Origin of the sequence: Sorangium sp. So ce321, from assembly GCF_051530195.1 — a bacterium.
Taxonomy (GTDB): domain Bacteria; phylum Myxococcota_A; class Polyangia; order Polyangiales; family Polyangiaceae; genus Sorangium.
The window spans coordinates 2,285,473-2,301,581 of the sequence record NZ_CP150329.1 but is presented as its reverse complement, the minus strand read 5'-3'; the positions used below and the strand labels follow the sequence as shown (position 1 = coordinate 2,301,581).

Below are 16,109 nucleotides of genomic sequence, written 5' to 3'. Positions count from 1 at the left end.
TCTGATGCCGGCTGTCGTGCGCGGCGCTGACGGCGCCCGGCGGGCCTGGTACACTGGCGCTCCGCCATGACGATTGACGACGAGCTCGTGGTGATCGTGCGCGAGCTGGATGTGGTGGTGGAGCGCGCCGGCGGGCTGTTCCTCGGCCGGCGCGATGCCCTGCCAGCGTTCGCCGATTCGCCCGTGTTCCTCGGCAGGTTCGAGGATCGCGGCTGGTACGCGGCGCGAGCTCGACGTGATGTCGAGCTTCCGGCCGAGCTCGCGTTCGCGTCGGTCCGCTCCCTGTTCTCCGAGCTGCCCGAGCCGACGCTGCACATCCTGGGGATCGCGCTCGCTGGCGTCGAGTTCGCCGAGACACACCGCCACTGCGGGCGCTGCGGGACGGCCACCGAGCCGGGCGCGGCGGCTCCAGACGGGCGCGAGCCCAGCGCCGGTGCGCAGACGCGGCGCTGCCCGAGCTGTGGGCTCAGCGTGCACCCGCGGATCGCGCCCGCCGTGATCGTGCTGGTGGAGCGCGAGGACCGCGTGCTCCTGGCGCGCAGCGCGCGCTTTCCGCCCGGTCGCTTCAGCGCGGTGGCAGGCTTCGTCGAGATCGGCGAGTCGCTCGAGCAAGCGGCGGCGCGCGAGGTCGGCGAGGAGGTCGGCGTCCAGATCCGCGATCTGAAGTACTTCGGCAGCCAGCCGTGGCCGTTCGGCCGCTCGCTGATGATCGGCTTCTCGGCCACGTATGCCGGCGGCCTGCTCACGCCCGACGGCCACGAGATCGTCGAAGCCGACTGGTTCTCGCGCGACCAGCTGCCCGACCTTCCACCCAAGGTCAGCATCGCGCGCCGTTTGATCGACGCCTTCGTCGAGCGCTCGACGCCGCGATCCTGACCGAGCAGCGTCCACGTGGACGGCGGCGCGCCGGGGGTCGGCCAGCGCGCTTCCGACGTCGACTACTTCACGACCTGCTCATTGGCGTACGGGTTGAACTCGTTCGTGTAGAGGCGGTTCAGGGCGATCTCGCCCGGCTTGAGCTCGCCGCTCCTGACCATCCAGTCGATCCAGATCTGGAACTCGCGCTCCGCGATCAAGCCACCTTTGCCGGCGACGCCGTAGCTGCGCCAGAACCTGATGGCCGAGTCCTCCTCGTTGCGGCCGCGCTTCTTCATCAGCGCGATGCAGCGCTCCACCACCGTCTCGCGCGGGGTGTTCCGGGCCCACTCGATGGCCTTCGCGGTCGCCTCGACGAAGCGCCGCACGGTCCTCGGGTTTTCCTTGATGAAGCTGGTCTTCATCACGTAGCTGCCCGCGGTGAACTTGCCGTAGAGGTCGTAGTCAGAGAACAGCGAGCGAATGCCGCCGCGCTCGAGCGCGCGATCGCGGTAGATGTCGCCGAGCGTCGCCACGTCGACCTGCTTCTGGCGGAGCAGCTGCTCGCCGTTCACCGGGGGAACGACGAGCAGCGTGACGCGCCGGGCTTCCTCCGGCGTGATCTGGCTCCGCCACAGGAACTCCTTGACCATGAACTCGCTGTGAGCGCCGAGCGTGTTCATGGAGATCGACCTGTCCAGCAGATCCCGCGCGGTGCGCAGCGGGCTGTCTTCCAGCACGTAGGCGTGGCTCTGGCGCTTCTCGTCGACACCGTAGTAGCCCGCGACGGCGATGATGGGCGCCTTGGCCGCGACGAGCTTGATGATCGCGCCGTTGAAGGCGCCGCCGAAGTCGGTGTCCCCGGTGACCACGGCCTGCACGCTCTGCGGTCCGCTCACCGTGCTGCTGACGAAATGCAGGCGGATCGGCGCGAGATAGCCGAGATCTTCCGCGAGCTCGATCGGCGCTACAGTGCCGTTGTTGCCCTGATAGCGGAGCTCGAGCGTCTCGAACTCGCCCTCGGTCCCGCCGGCGGAGGCGCGCGAAGCGTCGTCGCGCGAGCAGCCGGCCGCGCCGCACAACGCCAGCAGGGCGAGCAGCAAGACCGCGGGCAATGCGGCGCGGAGCAGGCCGGGCCGGACGGGGTACGAAGGAGCCATATCCGTTATAGTGGACAAACGTCCGTTGAAATGCAAGCATCGCTGGCCAACATGTCCTCCAGTCCCCTGCCCGCCTCTTTCCGCGTGGCCGTGCTCGACGACTACCAGCGCGTGGCGCGCTCGCTCGCGGCGTGGGACACGCTGGGGCCGGGCGTCGAGGTCGAGTTCTTTCACGATCACGTGGCCGATGCGCGAGCGCTCGTGCACCGGCTCTCGCCGTTCGACTCCATCGTGGCGATGCGCGAGCGGACGCCGTTCCCGCGCGCGGTGCTCGCCGAGCTCCCCAGGCTGCGGTTGCTGGTCACCACCGGCGCACGCAACGCCGCCATCGACGTGGCCGCCGCGCGCGAGCGCGGAGTGGTCGTGTCCGGCACCGGAGGTCTGCCCTATCCGACGGCCGAGCTCACCTGGGGCCTGCTGCTCGCGCTGGCGCGGAACATCCCGCGCGAAGATCGCGCGGTGCGCGCCGGCGAATGGCAGACGAGCCTGGGGCTCGGCCTGTCCGGCAAGACGCTCGGGCTGCTCGGCCTCGGCCGCCTCGGCGCGCAGGTCGCCCGCGTCGCGCTCGCGTTCGGCATGCGCGTGACCGCCTATAGCCAGAACCTCACGCCCGAGCGCGCCGCCGAGCACGGCGCGACATTCCTCCCGCTCGACGAGCTCCTCTCGGGCGCGGACGTGGTCAGCGTCCACCTGGTGCTCTCCGAGAGGACCCGCGGGCTGCTCGGCGCGCGCGAGCTCAACCTGCTCAAGCCCGGCGCGCTGCTCGTGAACACCTCGCGCGGCCCGATCGTCGACGAGCGCGCGCTGATCGAGGCGCTCACGAGCGGTCGGCTCGCGGGCGCGGCGCTCGACGTGTTCGACGCCGAGCCGCTGCCCGCGGAGCACCCCCTGCGCCGGCTGCCGAACACCGTGCTCACCCCGCACCTCGGCTACGTCACCGAGGAGACGTACCGCATCTTCTACGGCGACGCGCTCGAGGACATCGCCGCGTTCCGCGCGGGCCAGCCCGTGCGCGTGCTGTGATCCCGTGAACGCTGGTCCATGACGTGAAGCCCGGACCCCGGGACGGGCGCAGCCGCGCTTGTCTGCTATAACGGATTCACAGTATTATAAAACGGAGGGCAACCGTGATGGCGCCAACCGATCCGGCTGATATTGCAGTGGAAGCGGAATACTGCCTGGGTATCTTCTGGCGCGCGGAGTGCGCGGTCCTGAGGGACACGGGAGCTCGCTGCGCTGCGGATGGGCGCCTGTCCGGGGTGCTGGACGCACCGGCGCGCGATGAAGGGGCGATAGCGCTGGCCTTGCTGTTTCCGTTTTGACGGGTCGACGCCAGATCACGAAGGGTCGAGACGTTTCGAATGCTCGAGGTGACCCCGCGGCTCCGGGTCCGCATCACGCCCCGAACCACCATCCGATGAGCCCGGGATAGCCCAGCTCCGCGGCGTCGGGTGAGCCTGGGACACCGAACAGGCTGAAACCCAGAGAAAAATGAACCACAGAGGGCACAGAGGCCACAGAGGGCACAGAGGCCACAGAGGGCACAGAGGCCACAGAGTTTTTTGGCTGTTCCTCTGTGTCCTCTGTGCCTCTGTGGTTCAAATCTCTTCATTCCCGGGCGTTTCAAGCTGTTCGATGCTCCAGGCGCGAGCCGCGCTGGTGCGCGCTCTACCTCGGATCGAGGAGCGCCCGCGCCCCGCGCTCCGTCTCGGGCGCCGTGAGCCCGTGCTCCGCGCCGGTCCGCGCCACGGCGCGCCGGAACCTCCGGCGCGCCTGCGCCTGCTCCACGCTGATGAGCACGAGGCACAGGAGCGCCAGCGCCGCGCTCGCTCCCTGGCTCGGCACCGACCACGCGAGCGATCCCACCGCCACCGTCAGCAGCACGCTGCAAAGCACCATCGACTCGTTCAGCGCCTGCGCGCCGTCCGCCGCGGCGTGAGCCAGCGCCCGCGCCGCCGCCGGTGGGATCTCCCGCTCGGCGTCGCCGTGCTCCACCGAGGCCGCGCCCGCCGCCGGTCCGCTCGGCATCGACGCGCTTCCCGCCGCCGACGCCCCGGTGCTCAGGGGCCCCACCCCGCCGCGCCGGCTCTCCACGCCCGCATCGATCATCGTGCTGGGGCTTCGCGAGGACATACACGCTCCTTGCTCCGACGTGCGGAGCTCTTCTCACCTTCGTCCGTCGCTCGGTCATTCGATCTGGCCATCGATCTGGACCCTCGATACCGGCCCATCGAACCCGGTCGAGCGCGCGGGCGCCGAGCCGCCCGCGCGCCCCCTGACGTCGAGCGCTCAGGACGCGCCGGCGGGCGCCTCCGGCCGGAGCAGCGCTGACGCCAGCGGCCCCCGCGGCGCCGCGAAGACGCTCGCCCTGGCCGCGGGCTCCTCCAGCGCGCCCAGCGCCTCGGCCACCGTCGGGAACACCCGGCCGCCGGCGACCTCCCGGAGGATGCCCGCCTCCTCCAGCCGCTCCGCCACGGCCTCCGAGGCCCGCGACACGAGGGCCCGCGTCCCCTGCTCGCGCAGCCGCGCGAGCAGCGCCCGGAACGCCTGGATGCCCGTGCAGTCGATGAGCGGCACCCCCGCCAGGTCGAACACGAGGTGCCGCGGCAGCGGATCCCCTTCGGCGAGCGACCTGAGCTCCGTGTGCGACGCGAAGAAGATCGGCCCCTCCACCCGCACCACCGCGACGGGCGGCGTCGGCCCGAGCGAGCGGCGCGCCGGCAGCTCGAGCAGCCGCGGGATCTCCGCCGGCTCGTCGGTCAGCGCCGTCACCAGCGACACGTCCACCCTCCGCTGCATGTGCGCGAAGTGGACCAGCGACAGCACGAGGCCCATCAGCACCCCGCCGACGAAGTCCGACACGACGATCGACGTGGCGGTCGCCACGAAGACGAACGCCTCGAACCGCGACACCCGCCACATGAACCGCGCCTGCTGCCAGTTGATCAGCCGGTAGCCGACGACGAGCAGGATGCCGGCGAGCCCCGCCAGCGGCAGCCGCTCCACGAACGGCCGCGCCAGGTACAGGAGCCCCAGCAGCGTCACCGACTGCGTGAGCGCCGCGAGCCGCGTGGTCGCCCCGCACTGGAGCGCCGCCGACGACCGCACGATCGCGCCCGCCACCGGCATGCCGCCGATCATCGAGCTCACCATGTTGGACACCCCCTGCGCCACGAGCTCCTGCTCGCTCGAGTGGCGCTTCGCGTTGCTCTGCGCGTCGATCGCCACCGCCGACAGCAGCGAGTCGATCGACGCGAGCAGCGCCAGGGCGATCGCCTCGGGGAAGATCGCGATGAACTCCAGGCGGTGGAACTCCGGCAGCGACGGCGCGGGGAACGACGCCGAGATCGGCCCGACCGAGGCCGTGCCCACGCCGAGCACGCTCACCGCCGCGATCGCCGCCCCGAGCCCGATGAGCCCTCCAGGGAGCCGCCGGTGCAGCTTCGGCAAGAGCACCGTCGCCGCCATGACCAGCGCGCCGATGCCGACGGCGAACAGATCCACGTGCGCGAGCCAGCCCGTCCCCGGCAGCGAGGAGACGAGCCTCATCTCCGCCGGCAGCCCGAGCAGCCGCGGCAGCTGCGAGTTGAAGACGAGCAGCCCGACCGCGGCCATGAAGCCGCCGATCACCGAGACGGGGATCATGTGGATGAGGCGCCCCACCCGCGCGGCCCCCATGATCACCTGCAGGACGCCGCACAGGAACGTCGCGCACAGGAGCCCGTGGGGCCCGTGCCGCTGCAGGATCTCGAAGGTCAGCGGCACCAGCGCCACCTCGGGCCCCGTCACCTGCAGCCGCGACCCGCCGATCAGCGCCGCGATCGCGCCGGTCACCGCGCCCGTGATCAGCCCGGCGCTCGCGGGTAATCCGCACGCCAGCGCGAGCGCGAGGTTCAGCGGCAGCGCCACGAAGGCCACCGTCAGCCCGCTCAGCAGGTTGTCCACGAGGCTCCTGGGAGCGACCATCTCCTTCCAGGAGGTCACCGTCTCTGCCCAGGTCGAGCCCCAGAAGCTTGGTTGGGGCCTTGTGCTCATGCCAGATGAGGTGGTCATTCCGACGCGCCATGTTCACGGGACGTGCCAGGCCCGCGCCTCGCCCGGATTCCGCGGCCCGCGCGCCGTCCGCCCGCCCGGTGTCTGGATCCGCCGACACCCGCCTGAGGGGCTCCGCCGACACCGTCGGTGGGGTCCCACAGGGCCCGAACGGCAGCCCTCCTCCGGAAGATCCTGAAATGTCCGCAACTCGTGCGTCCGGTGGCGCGGGAGGCCATAGTCAGCCGCTCGCATGCGCCTCCTGACACGGCTCATCCTCTCTCATACAGCCCCGGTGCTCGTGATGCTGATCGCCCTCGGCGTCGTGCTCGGGTCGCTCGCGCGGATCACCTCCTCGCAGACCTTGCTGAGCGACGAGACCGAGGAGCTCCGCCGCGAGGCGGCGCTCCACCATGCCGCCTGGGCGGTGGGCCTCGCCATGCGGCGCGGCCAGGAGGCGTGCGTGCGCGGGGTCCCCTGGGAGAGCGTGGCCCCGACCCTCCGGGAGCGCATTGCCGTCCTGAAGGCGGAGATCGGCGACACCGCCCTGCTCCCGCCCGGCCCGATGCTCCCGTCGATCGACGGCCACCTCCATCTCGTGCAGCGCGCCCTGGACGACGACACGTGCGATCGCCTCACCGACCCCGACGTCCAGCGCGAGCGCGTGCGCCTCGACGAGCAGCTCACCGACGCGTGGGTCCTGCGCATCGGCGAGCTCCAGTCCCGCGCGCAGGTCAAGGAGGAGGACGCCCGCATGGCCAGCGACGCGGCGCTGTCGAACGGCCTCGCCATCGCCGTCGCCGCCTGCGTCATCGCCGCCGTCCTCGCCCACCGGATCGCGCGCACCGTCACCGAGCCGCTCGCGGCCATCGCCACCCAGGCGCAGCGCCTCGGCAAGGGCAATTTCGACGCTTCCCCCGAGGTGCGCGGCCCCGCCGAGGTGCGCGATCTCGCCCTGGAGATCGAGACGATGCGCAGGCGCCTCGCCGAGATCGAGACCCTCAAGCAGAGCTTCCTCGCCTCCGTCTCCCACGAGCTGCGCACCCCCCTCACGAAGATCCGCGAGGCGATCTCCCTCCTCGGCGACGGCGTCGGCGGCGGCGCGCTGAGCGAGCGCCAGGCGCGCATCCTCCACATCGCCCGCGTCGCCTGCGAGCGCGAGATCCGCATGGTGACCACGCTGCTCGACCTCTCCCGCTTCAGCGCCGGCTCGCCCATCCGCCTCCAGGACGGCTCCTCGATCGACGAGCTGATCCGCAGCGCCGTGCGCGAGGAGGAGCAAGAGGCGCTCGAGCGCGGCGTCACCGTCCACATCGAGGCGCCGGGCGCCGTCCCCCCGTGCAGCGTCGACGTGGCCCTCATCGAGCGCGCCGTCGCCAACCTGGTGCGCAACGCGACCTCCGTCTCGAAGCCCGGCCAGCAGGTGCTCGTGCGGCGCGAGCTCGTCCCGGCGGGCCCCGGCGGCCGCCCGGGCAGCCGGGTGATGATCAGCGTCACCGATCAGGGCCCCGGCGTGCCCGCGGAGATCCGCCAGTCGCTCTTCGAGGAGTTCAAGACGCAGCCGGTCGCGAACTCCCCGAAGCGCGTCGGCATCGGCCTCGGCCTGGCCCTCTCCCGCAGGATCGCCCGCGCCCACGGCGGCGACCTGGAGCTCGACGAGCACGCCCAGAGCGGCGCGGCCCCCGGCGACGGCGAACGCGCCGCGGGGGCCACCTTCCGCCTGTGGCTGCCGCTCTCGACGGAGCGGCCTTCCGAGCACGTCGCCGCTGCGCTACACCCCTCTGCCGCCCTCTCATGAGCTCTGTCAGAAAACCCCACGTGGTCATCGTCGACGACGAGCCGCACCTCTGCGAGCTGCTCGCCTTGCGCCTCGAGCACCACGGCTACCGGGTCACCACCGAGCTGACCGGCAGCGGGGGTATCGCCGTCCTCTCCCGCGAGCACGTCGACGCGATGATCGTCGACCTCCGCCTCGACGACTGCGACGGGCTCGACGTGCTCACCGAGGTGCAGAAGCGCTCTCCCGACGTGCCCGTCGTCATCCTCACGGCCCACGGCACCATCGAGACGGCCGTCGAGGCGATGCGGCGCGGCGCCTACGGCTTCCTCACGAAGCCCTTCCACGACCTCGACCTGCTGCAGAAGCTCGCGCACGCCGTCGAGAGCAGCAAGCTCCGCCGCGAGGTCGCCGGCCTCCGCCGCATCATCGGCGCCCAGAGCGACGAGCTGCGCCTGCTCGGGACGAGCGACCGCATCGCCGCCGTCCGCGAGATCATCGCCCGGGTCGCGCCCACCGACGCCAACGTCCTCCTGCTCGGCGAGTCCGGCACCGGCAAGGAGCTGGCGGCCCGCTCGCTCCACGGCCTCTCCCAGCGCCGCGGCAAGCCGTTCGTCGCCATCAACTGCAGCGCCCTGCCCGCCGAGCTCCTGGAGAGCGAGCTGTTCGGCCACGTGCGCGGCGCCTTCACCGGCGCCGCGCGCGACAAGGAGGGCCTCTTCGCCTCCGCCAACGGCGGCACCCTCCTCCTCGACGAGATCGGCGACGCGCCCCCCGCGGTCCAGGTGAAGCTCCTCCGCGTGCTCCAGGAGCGCCGCATCACCCGCGTCGGCTCCCTGATCGAGGAGGACGTCGACGTGCGCCTGGTGGCCGCGACCAACCGCGACCTCCGCGCCGAGGTCCGCGACGGCCGGTTCCGCGAGGATCTGTTCTACCGCCTCCACGTCGTCCCCATCGTCATGCCCCCCCTCCGCGAGCGCGTGGAGGACATCCCCCTGCTCTGCGAGGTCTTCCTCGCCCGCGCTGCCGCCCGCCACGGCCTCTCCGAGCCCCAGATCTCCCCCGAGGCCCTGCGCGTGCTCCTCGCGCACCCCTGGCCCGGCAACGTCCGGGAGCTCGCCAACGTCATGGAGGGCGCCGTGTTGCTCTGCCGCGGCCAGCGCCTGCAGCCGCAGGACCTGAGCGCCCTGCTCGTGCCGCCCGCCCGCAAGCTGGACAACTGGTCCAGCGCCGCGGAGCCCGAGGACGCCGAGCCCCCCGCGACCGCCGACGCCGCGGGCGGCGCCATGTCGGTCGCCTTCGGCGACGCGGGCGCGGAGCTCCCCTCGCTCAAGGCGGCGCGCGACGCCTTCGAGCGCGCCTACCTCGTCGAGGTCCTCCGCCGCGCCAGCGGCAACGTCAGCGCCGCCGCGAAGCTCTCCGGCAGGAACCGGACGGACTTCTACGATCTCCTCCGCAAGCACGGCCTCTCGTCCGCCAGCTTCAAGGAGTGACGCCGCCCGCCGTCGGCGCGGCGACCGGCCGGAGGGGCCTTCCCCCGCGGCGAGGGCGCTCCGAACGAGGGAGTCGCCACGAAGGTGGGTAGTTCGAGTTGCGCGGTGTGTTGATGTCGTAGGATTCGCGTCCGACCTGCCTCAGGCCAGTCGGAATTTTCGTCCCTTCGGGGCTTCGTGGACTATTTTCGTGCGAAGGCGGGCTATCGCGCTGCCGGCCAGCGCGCGAGATCCAGCGCGAGACCGATGGCGACGAACCGAGGAAGGGACGATCATGAGTGACGCCAAAGACGAGGCCAGCGCAGAGGCGAGATCGGATGTGGAAGGGGCACGCGTCGAGCTGTCGGCCACAGTGCCGCAGGGCCCATGTGCAGATGTCGGCGGCGAGAGTGGCAGGCCGGGCACCAAAAAGACCTCTACCACGGTCGACACCGTCGCCATCATCAAGGCCGCGATGGCCGACCCTCTGCTTCGGGGCATACCCATCCACTGGGAAGATGGCTGGGAAGAGAGGGCCAACGACGAGGGCCCGCTCGTACCCCGCGGCCTTGTGCTTCATCACACCGGCACGCCGGATCCAGACAAGACCAAGGACTACCCGACGTTGAACGTCATCATCAATGGGCACGGTGGCTTACCCGGTCCTCTGGCCAACTTTGGCCTCGGTCGCTTCGGGGACATCTACGTTATCGCCGCTGGCTGCGCGACTCACGCGGGGTGGACCAAGGGCTTCAACGGCCTCGAGGGAAACGACAGCGTGTGGGGGATCGAGGCCGAGAACGATGGGGACGAGGAGGCGTGGAAACCCTTCGTCCAGACGTATGTTTACCCTCGGCTCGCGGCCGCCATCGCTCGCGCCACCGGGTTCGAGGCCGACATGATCTGCTCACATAAAGAGTGGCGACCAGAGGCTATCACCAAGGGCGGCGTGACGCAGGACGCCAAGAGCGATCCCAAGGACATCGCCGACAACATGAACGGGTTCCGCAGCCTGGTCCGCGATCTGCTCCTGAACGGACCGCAACCCCGGCCGATCAAGTCCATGATCGCCCCCTCGGACTATAGCGATGGTACGAGCTGGACACAGGGCTTCGGGTTCTTCGACGGGTCGCCGTTCGTGTACCTGAAAGGGGGTGGCTCGGGCGCCTTCGTCTACAGGTTCGACCTTCCCGACTACCACGTGGAGGACAGCCAGGCCAGCGTCATCGCGACCCTGGCCTCCGCCGACGTCGCCGCGGGATCCGAGGTCTCGTTGATCGTGAACGGTGTCCCTCAGGGCACCCAGCACGTCCAGGCTTCCGATCCTGGGTCCGGGGGCACGCAGTACCAGTGGCTGCTCCCCGAGGCCGCGTTCAACCCGAACAGCACCAACGTGATCGAGTTCAGGGTCCTGGCGGATGCCCAGCTCCGCAACGGGCTGTCCATCTTCAACAGGGTCGTTGCGCCCATCGCGGGAAGCGAGATCCGGGTCAGCATCCCCTTCGAGCAGCTGCTTCCTACCCAGCCGACCTACGACGCTGCCTTCCTCTCCCAGAGCGTCCCCACCTTGATGATCGCCGGCGGCGCTTATGCCGTCTCCGTGACGATGCGCAACATCGGAGACCAGGTGTGGAGGCCGGGCCGGATCCGGCTGCGATCGGAGCAGCCGGCCGACAACCTGACCTGGGGATTGAACCGGGTCGATCTGCCCGATGGCGCCAACGTGGATCCGCAGTCGGACGTCACCTTCCACTTCAACGTCGTCGCCCCGCAGACGCTCGGAGAGCACCTGTTTCGGTGGGGCATGATTCGAGAGGGGGTCAGGCCCTTCGGGCAGAGAAACGCCGCTGTCAACGTCATGGTGGCCAAGGAAGCCCTGTTCGTGCGCCAGAGCGTACCGGCCACGATCGTGGCGGGGACCACTCAGCCTGCCTCGATCACGTTTCGCAACATCGGGACGGTCCCCTGGACCCGCGGCGCATCGTTTCGTCTGGGCAGCCAGGGCCCTGCCGACAACACCCTCTGGGGAACGCACCGGGTCGAGCTGCCCCACGACGTGCCCCCAGGCGCCGAGGTGACCTTCCACTTCTCGATCAAGGCACCGCTGACCGTGGGCAAGCACAACTTTCAGTGGCAGGTCCTCCGGGAGCTCGTGTCGTGGCTCGGCCAGCCCTCTCCGGCCTTCGAGGTGCGTGTCATGCCCGCGCTGACCAAGGCCGCGGTGTTCGTCTCGCAGTCCGTTGCCAACCCCATCCCCCCCGGGGCCGTGCAGGTGGTCGCGGTCACGATGCGAAACGTCGGCACCGAGACCTGGACGGCGGGTGCTCAGTTCAAGCTCGGTTCCCAGAACCCCACCGACAATGTCCGCTGGGGCACGAGCAGGGTTCCCGTGCCCAGGGACGTGCCCCCCAACGCCGAGGTGACCTTCACCTTCGGAATAGCTGCCCGCGAGGCGGCAGGGACCTGGAACTTCCAGTGGCAGATGCTGCAGGAGGGCTCCGCGTGGTTCGGGCAGATCACGCCCAACGTCGAGGTGAACATCGCGCCTCTGCAAGCGCCGCTCCTGGATCTTTGCTTCTTGAAGACCACGAACGTCGCCCAGGGCAAGGTCGAGGTCTTCACCGCGACCAGCAGCTCGGGCCACGCTGCGGGGCTGTCGTCGCTCACCCGCTTCAGCTCGGCTGACGCTGGCGACGGCTGGGTTGGTATGCACCGCAATGGCAACATCTACCTCGTCAAGACCAGGAATACAGGGTCGCGCAAGGTGGAGGTGCTCACCGCCACCCGCAGCTCCGGCTACCTGGAGGGGTTGTCGGCCGTCACCCGCTTCGATGCGAGCGACGGGGCGAACGGCCGGTTCGGGGTGCTGCCCAATGGAGACCTCTACTTCGTGAAAGAGAAGAACACGGGGACGGGCACGATCGAGGCGTTCACCGCCCTCGGGCCCACCTACTCGACGGGCCTGTCGACTCGCACCAGATTTGCGGCGGCCGAGGCCGGCAACGGTGTGTTCGGCATGCTCCAGACCAGCGATGTGTACTTCGTGAAGACCAGGAACACCGGCTCGGGAAAGGTGGAGGTGTTGACCGCCACCAGCGCATCCGGGTACACGGCGGGAGTCCATGCTATCACCCGGTTTGCTGCTGGGGACGCGGACAACGGCACCTTCGGCGTCCTGGCCAACGGGGATGTCTACTTCGTGAAGACCAGGAACACGGCGTCCGGGAAGATCGAGGTCTTCACCGCTACCCGAGCATCGAACTACGCATCCGGCCTGTCTGTCGCCAGCCGCTTCGGGAGCGGCGACGGAGCCAGCGGCGTCTGGGGGGTGGTATAGGGCCTGGATCTCCGCCCCTGCAAGTCGTTCGATGGTGCGCTTCGGCCTCGGTCCTGTCCGGTCGAGAGAGGCCGAGCGAAGGCGCCCGTTCGGCGGACCTCGCCCAGGGGCCTCCGGGTGAGGCCGCTTGCCCCCGCGCGGCGCAGCGCTGCTCCAGCCAGGAGTGGCGCGCGCGCAGGCGCGATCGGCGGGCTCGCTTGCACTGGCGCCCTGGGATAGCATCGGCGCGCGCTCCAACGGTATGCGCAGGAGGTTTCCTTGATCCACGCGACGAAGCACAAGCCACTCGCAACGACCATCACCGGCTCTCTACCGCGGCCGTCATGGTATGTCTCCGGCCTCGCGGGCCGTCGGTTCTCGACGGCCATGGCCGACCTCGTGTTCAGGGAGCAGTACACCGACGCGGTCGCCGTCCACATCACCGATCAGATCCGGGCGGGCCTCGATATCGTGACCGACGGCGACGCCCGCTTCGACATGGATGTCGGGGGCCGCTCCTGGTTCAGCTATCTGGCCGAGCGCATGGAGGGCATGGAAGATCCCGGCCTCCGGCCCCAGCCCTGGACGTCGCCGCGGGAGCGGGCCGCGGGCGATATCCTCCACGAGGTGATGGAGGCCCGCCTCCCCTTCTTCGTGCGCGGCCCGGTCGGCCGGGGAGGGCTGGAGTACGCGCGCGTCTGGAAGGCGGCGCAGCGCCTGACGAGCAGGCCCATGAAGTTCGGCACCTGCTGCGGCCAGCTCCTGGAGGTCGTCGTCCTCAACCAGCATTACGCGAACCGCCGCGAGCTCCTCTTCGCCATCGCCGACAGCCTCAATCAGGAGCTGCACGAGGTCGCCGACGCCGGGTGCCCCGTCGTCCAGCTCGAGGAGCCCATGCTCCATTACGTCGCCGGACAGGACAAGGGGGCGGAGCTGACCACGGGGCTCTACATCGACGCCTTCAACCGCGAGGTCGCCGGGCTGCGCGCCAAGACCGAGGTCTGGGTGCACACCTGCTGGGGCAACCCGGCGGCGCAGCGGGTGGAGGTCGCGACGAGCGGCTACGAGGGCTCGCTGGAGCTGCTCGACCGGCTCGACGTCGACGTCATCACCTTCGAGGCCGCGAGCGACGGCGGCGCGGCGCTCCCGGCGATCGGCAAGGTCATTGGCAAGGACAAGAAGGTCTCCATCGGGGTCGTGCACCACCGCAGCCTCGAGGTGGAGACGCCCGAGCAGGTCGCGGCGCTCATCCGCAAGGCGCTCCGGTTCATCGAGCCGGAGCGGCTGATCCTCAGCAGCGATTGCGGCTTCGGTCGGCAGGGCATGAGCCGGATGCACGCGTTCCACAAGATGGTGTCCCTGGTGCGCGGGGCGAACATCGTCCGCCGCGAGCTCGGCCTCGACCCGGCGCCGTGCCTCGCCGCGGAGCAGCGCTATTCGATGCTCGCGTAGCGCTGGGCTGAGCAGGGCGCCTGGAGGCGTACCAAGAAAGCTCTTCGCGTCTGTGTAGACATCCGGTCGTCAATGGCCTGGCTACAGTCCTCAACGCCGCGTCGATGTCGCGGCGAGGAACCAAATAGTAAGGAATTTCACATGACACAGAAGGCCACCACCTACAACCACGGCGTTCCGTGGGAAGACGGCTTCGGCGTCACCCAGGGTTACTGCGTCAACGGCACCATCTACATTTCGGGGCAATTCTCCCACGACATGCAGGGCGCGTTCGTCGGCGAGGGCGACTTCGAGGCACAGGCCCGGAAGACGCTGGAGAACCTCGATCGGGTGCTGGCGGGGTTCAACGTAACGAAGTCGAACATCGCCGAGATGATCATCTATCTCACGAACCCGAGCGAGCATTTCGAGCGATGCGTTGGTATCTTCAAGGAATATGTGGGGCAACATCGTCCAGCAGGCACGCTCATCGGCGTTTCGGGCCTGGCGTTCCCGCACCAGCTGATCGAGATCCGCGCCGTCGCGCACACCAGCTGACGCTGTCACGGCGGGCGACGCTCGATGAATGATCGTCCGCCTACGAAGCTGCGGCCCATTCGAGCAACACACGGCGGACGCGCTCGAGATAATCAATCTCGCGCACGATCTCCTGGTATCCCGGCACCGCGCCGACCCACTCCCGCATGCGCACGTTCGGCGCATCGGTGAGGTACATCGTGGGAAGCCCCATGAGCGCGGGGCCATCCATCCCCGCGGTCGTGACGCCGAGCTGGCCGACGAGGCCGTGCGCTCGCTGCAAGTGCTCGAAGAACTGCAGCTGCGCCCGACGCATGTCGAGTCGTCGAAAGGTGGGGTCCTTCCAGAAGAGGGTCATGTCGACCGCGCCCTCGGGGATTTTGCCGTCTCGAAGGGCGTCGCCGGTCAACACAGGCACGAGCCCCGTGCGTTGAACGAGGTCCGTCAGCTCCAGAAGCTCGACGAGCGTCGTGTTCCGGTGCGGGTGGTGGAGCCCCTCGCGGATCCAGAGCAGCACCTTCCTCCGACATGGCTTTCCCGCGCACGCTTCCGCGAGCCTGCGGTCGACCCAGCCGGTCACCGACTCCGGAATCGGCGCGTCCCCGAGAAAGGCCGCGCGGAGCCGCCGCTGGGCGGAGGACGGCTCGGCCTTGAAGGCGCGCGCGACGATCTCCGTCGTCTGCTTCACCGCGCGCGGGCGCGAGCGGTACGCCTGAAGGTGATCGCGGAGGCCTGCATCGCGAAGAAACGCCTCGGCTTGCGGTGTTCCGGCCTTGCCTGGCTCGACCTGGATGGCCGCGCCCTCGAGGACGGCGGCCGCGGCGACGTACCACCCCTCGCCGAAGGAGAAGCCGTTGTCCGTGTGGAACGTATACGCGTGGTTCCGCTCGTCGATGATCCTGCGCGCCGCGCGGGCGGCGACCTCGGCCTTGTGAGCTGCCGCATGCGCCGCGCGGGCGACTCTCGACCGCGGCGAGCCGGCCTCGAGCTCTGTGGCGCTGATCGCGGCCGCGCGGGCCGAGGCCTCCGCGCCGGCTGCGATCGCCTCCACGCGCCGCCAGCCGTCGTCGCACGCTTCGCGCGTCGGCGCGCGCTGCGCGCTCAACGAGAGCTGCCCCGCGCCGTGAAGCGCGTCTTCTGCTCGCGCCGCGTGGGCCCTCGCCAGCGTCGAACGGGCGCCCATCCTCGTCGCGAGGAGTCGCTCTCTTCCGACGGCGAGCTCATGTTCCTGGAGGGCGGCGCGCTCCTGCTCGGCGGCGGCCAGCGCGCGATCGGCCTGCTCGATCGCGCGTTCGAGCAGATGTCGGTAGCGCTCGCGCTGCCCCGGCGCGTGCAGCGTGGCCGCCAGGGCGAGCGCGGCGTCGAGGCAGCTGGCGGCGTCGCGCTCGAGGTGCTGCGCGGCGAGCGTCTCGGCGGCAGCCACCGCCGTGCACGACGGCTCGGGTCCCTCGGTCATCATGGAATGCCTCTGCTCCTCCTGAGCGCCCCCGTTGCGATACTCCGCTCCATGCTGTAACACCGCGCGTCCA

11 protein-coding genes are annotated in these 16,109 nt (G+C 70.1%); 7 read left to right on the top strand and 4 right to left on the bottom strand.

Annotation, left to right across the window (positions count from 1 at the left end):
- Positions 1–66: 66 nt before the first annotated feature.
- Positions 67–876, top strand: coding sequence for an NAD(+) diphosphatase (gene nudC, locus WME89_RS08950; protein WP_438008795.1), 810 nt, complete (start codon positions 67–69; stop codon positions 874–876).
- 62 nt (positions 877–938) lie between these two features.
- Here the strand turns inward: nudC and WME89_RS08945 are convergent, their stop codons facing one another.
- Complete coding sequence (locus WME89_RS08945; RefSeq protein ID WP_438008794.1) at positions 939–2,015, bottom strand: ABC transporter substrate-binding protein; 1,077 nt, start codon at positions 2,013–2,015, stop codon at positions 939–941.
- A gap of 51 nt (positions 2,016–2,066) precedes the next feature.
- On the opposite strand from WME89_RS08945, the gene WME89_RS08940 reads away from it, so the two are divergent.
- Positions 2,067–3,038, top strand: a complete 972-nt coding sequence (locus tag WME89_RS08940; protein WP_438008793.1) for a D-2-hydroxyacid dehydrogenase family protein — start codon at positions 2,067–2,069, stop codon at positions 3,036–3,038.
- A 645-nt stretch (positions 3,039–3,683) separates the two neighbouring features.
- Here the strand turns inward: WME89_RS08940 and WME89_RS08935 are convergent.
- Both WME89_RS08935 and WME89_RS08930 read right to left on the bottom strand, forming a co-directional pair.
- Complete coding sequence (locus WME89_RS08935) at positions 3,684–4,148, bottom strand: hypothetical protein (protein WP_438008792.1); 465 nt, start codon at positions 4,146–4,148, stop codon at positions 3,684–3,686.
- 156 nt (positions 4,149–4,304) lie between these two features.
- Positions 4,305–6,050 (bottom strand): SulP family inorganic anion transporter, encoded by a 1,746-nt coding sequence (locus WME89_RS08930; RefSeq protein ID WP_438008791.1) that lies wholly within the window; start codon positions 6,048–6,050, stop codon positions 4,305–4,307.
- A 250-nt stretch (positions 6,051–6,300) separates the two neighbouring features.
- Here WME89_RS08930 and WME89_RS08925 point away from each other — a divergent pair, with 250 nt between their 5' ends.
- From WME89_RS08925 to WME89_RS08905, 5 genes are all read left to right on the top strand, one after another.
- Entirely contained in the window at positions 6,301–7,845 is a 1,545-nt protein-coding gene (locus WME89_RS08925) for a HAMP domain-containing sensor histidine kinase (RefSeq protein WP_438008790.1), read from the top strand.
- Positions 7,842–9,317 carry a sigma-54-dependent transcriptional regulator gene (locus WME89_RS08920; RefSeq protein WP_438008789.1) on the top strand — a complete coding sequence of 492 codons (1,476 nt, stop codon included), beginning with the start codon at positions 7,842–7,844 and terminating at the stop codon, positions 9,315–9,317. The genes WME89_RS08925 and WME89_RS08920 overlap by 4 nt, the downstream gene beginning before the upstream one ends.
- 274 nt (positions 9,318–9,591) lie before the next feature.
- A complete protein-coding gene (locus tag WME89_RS08915; protein ID WP_438008788.1) occupies positions 9,592–12,633 on the top strand; it encodes an N-acetylmuramoyl-L-alanine amidase in 3,042 nt (1,013 codons plus the stop codon).
- 366 nt (positions 12,634–12,999) lie between these two features.
- Positions 13,000–14,064 carry a hypothetical protein gene (locus WME89_RS08910; RefSeq protein ID WP_438008787.1) on the top strand — a complete coding sequence of 355 codons (1,065 nt, stop codon included), beginning with the start codon at positions 13,000–13,002 and terminating at the stop codon, positions 14,062–14,064.
- Between the two features lie 141 nt (positions 14,065–14,205).
- On the top strand, positions 14,206–14,601 hold the full coding sequence (locus tag WME89_RS08905) for a RidA family protein (RefSeq protein WP_436625879.1): 396 nt from the start codon (positions 14,206–14,208) through the stop codon (positions 14,599–14,601).
- A 40-nt stretch (positions 14,602–14,641) separates the two neighbouring features.
- Here WME89_RS08905 and WME89_RS08900 read toward each other — a convergent pair whose 3' ends face one another.
- Positions 14,642–16,039 (bottom strand): hypothetical protein, encoded by a 1,398-nt coding sequence (locus WME89_RS08900; protein WP_438008786.1) that lies wholly within the window; start codon positions 16,037–16,039, stop codon positions 14,642–14,644.
- Between the last annotated feature and the right edge of the window lie 70 nt (positions 16,040–16,109).

Coding starts and splice junctions, on each gene's coding strand:
- nudC (WP_438008795.1), top strand. CDS start 67: ATGACGATTGACGACGAGCTCGTGGTGATCGTGCGCGAGCTGGATGTG.
- WME89_RS08945 (WP_438008794.1), bottom strand. CDS start 2,015: ATGGCTCCTTCGTACCCCGTCCGGCCCGGCCTGCTCCGCGCCGCATTG.
- WME89_RS08940 (WP_438008793.1), top strand. CDS start 2,067: ATGTCCTCCAGTCCCCTGCCCGCCTCTTTCCGCGTGGCCGTGCTCGAC.
- WME89_RS08935 (WP_438008792.1), bottom strand. CDS start 4,148: ATGTCCTCGCGAAGCCCCAGCACGATGATCGATGCGGGCGTGGAGAGC.
- WME89_RS08930 (WP_438008791.1), bottom strand. CDS start 6,050: ATGAGCACAAGGCCCCAACCAAGCTTCTGGGGCTCGACCTGGGCAGAG.
- WME89_RS08925 (WP_438008790.1), top strand. CDS start 6,301: ATGCGCCTCCTGACACGGCTCATCCTCTCTCATACAGCCCCGGTGCTC.
- WME89_RS08920 (WP_438008789.1), top strand. CDS start 7,842: ATGAGCTCTGTCAGAAAACCCCACGTGGTCATCGTCGACGACGAGCCG.
- WME89_RS08915 (WP_438008788.1), top strand. CDS start 9,592: ATGAGTGACGCCAAAGACGAGGCCAGCGCAGAGGCGAGATCGGATGTG.
- WME89_RS08910 (WP_438008787.1), top strand. CDS start 13,000: ATGGCCGACCTCGTGTTCAGGGAGCAGTACACCGACGCGGTCGCCGTC.
- WME89_RS08905 (WP_436625879.1), top strand. CDS start 14,206: ATGACACAGAAGGCCACCACCTACAACCACGGCGTTCCGTGGGAAGAC.
- WME89_RS08900 (WP_438008786.1), bottom strand. CDS start 16,039: ATGATGACCGAGGGACCCGAGCCGTCGTGCACGGCGGTGGCTGCCGCC.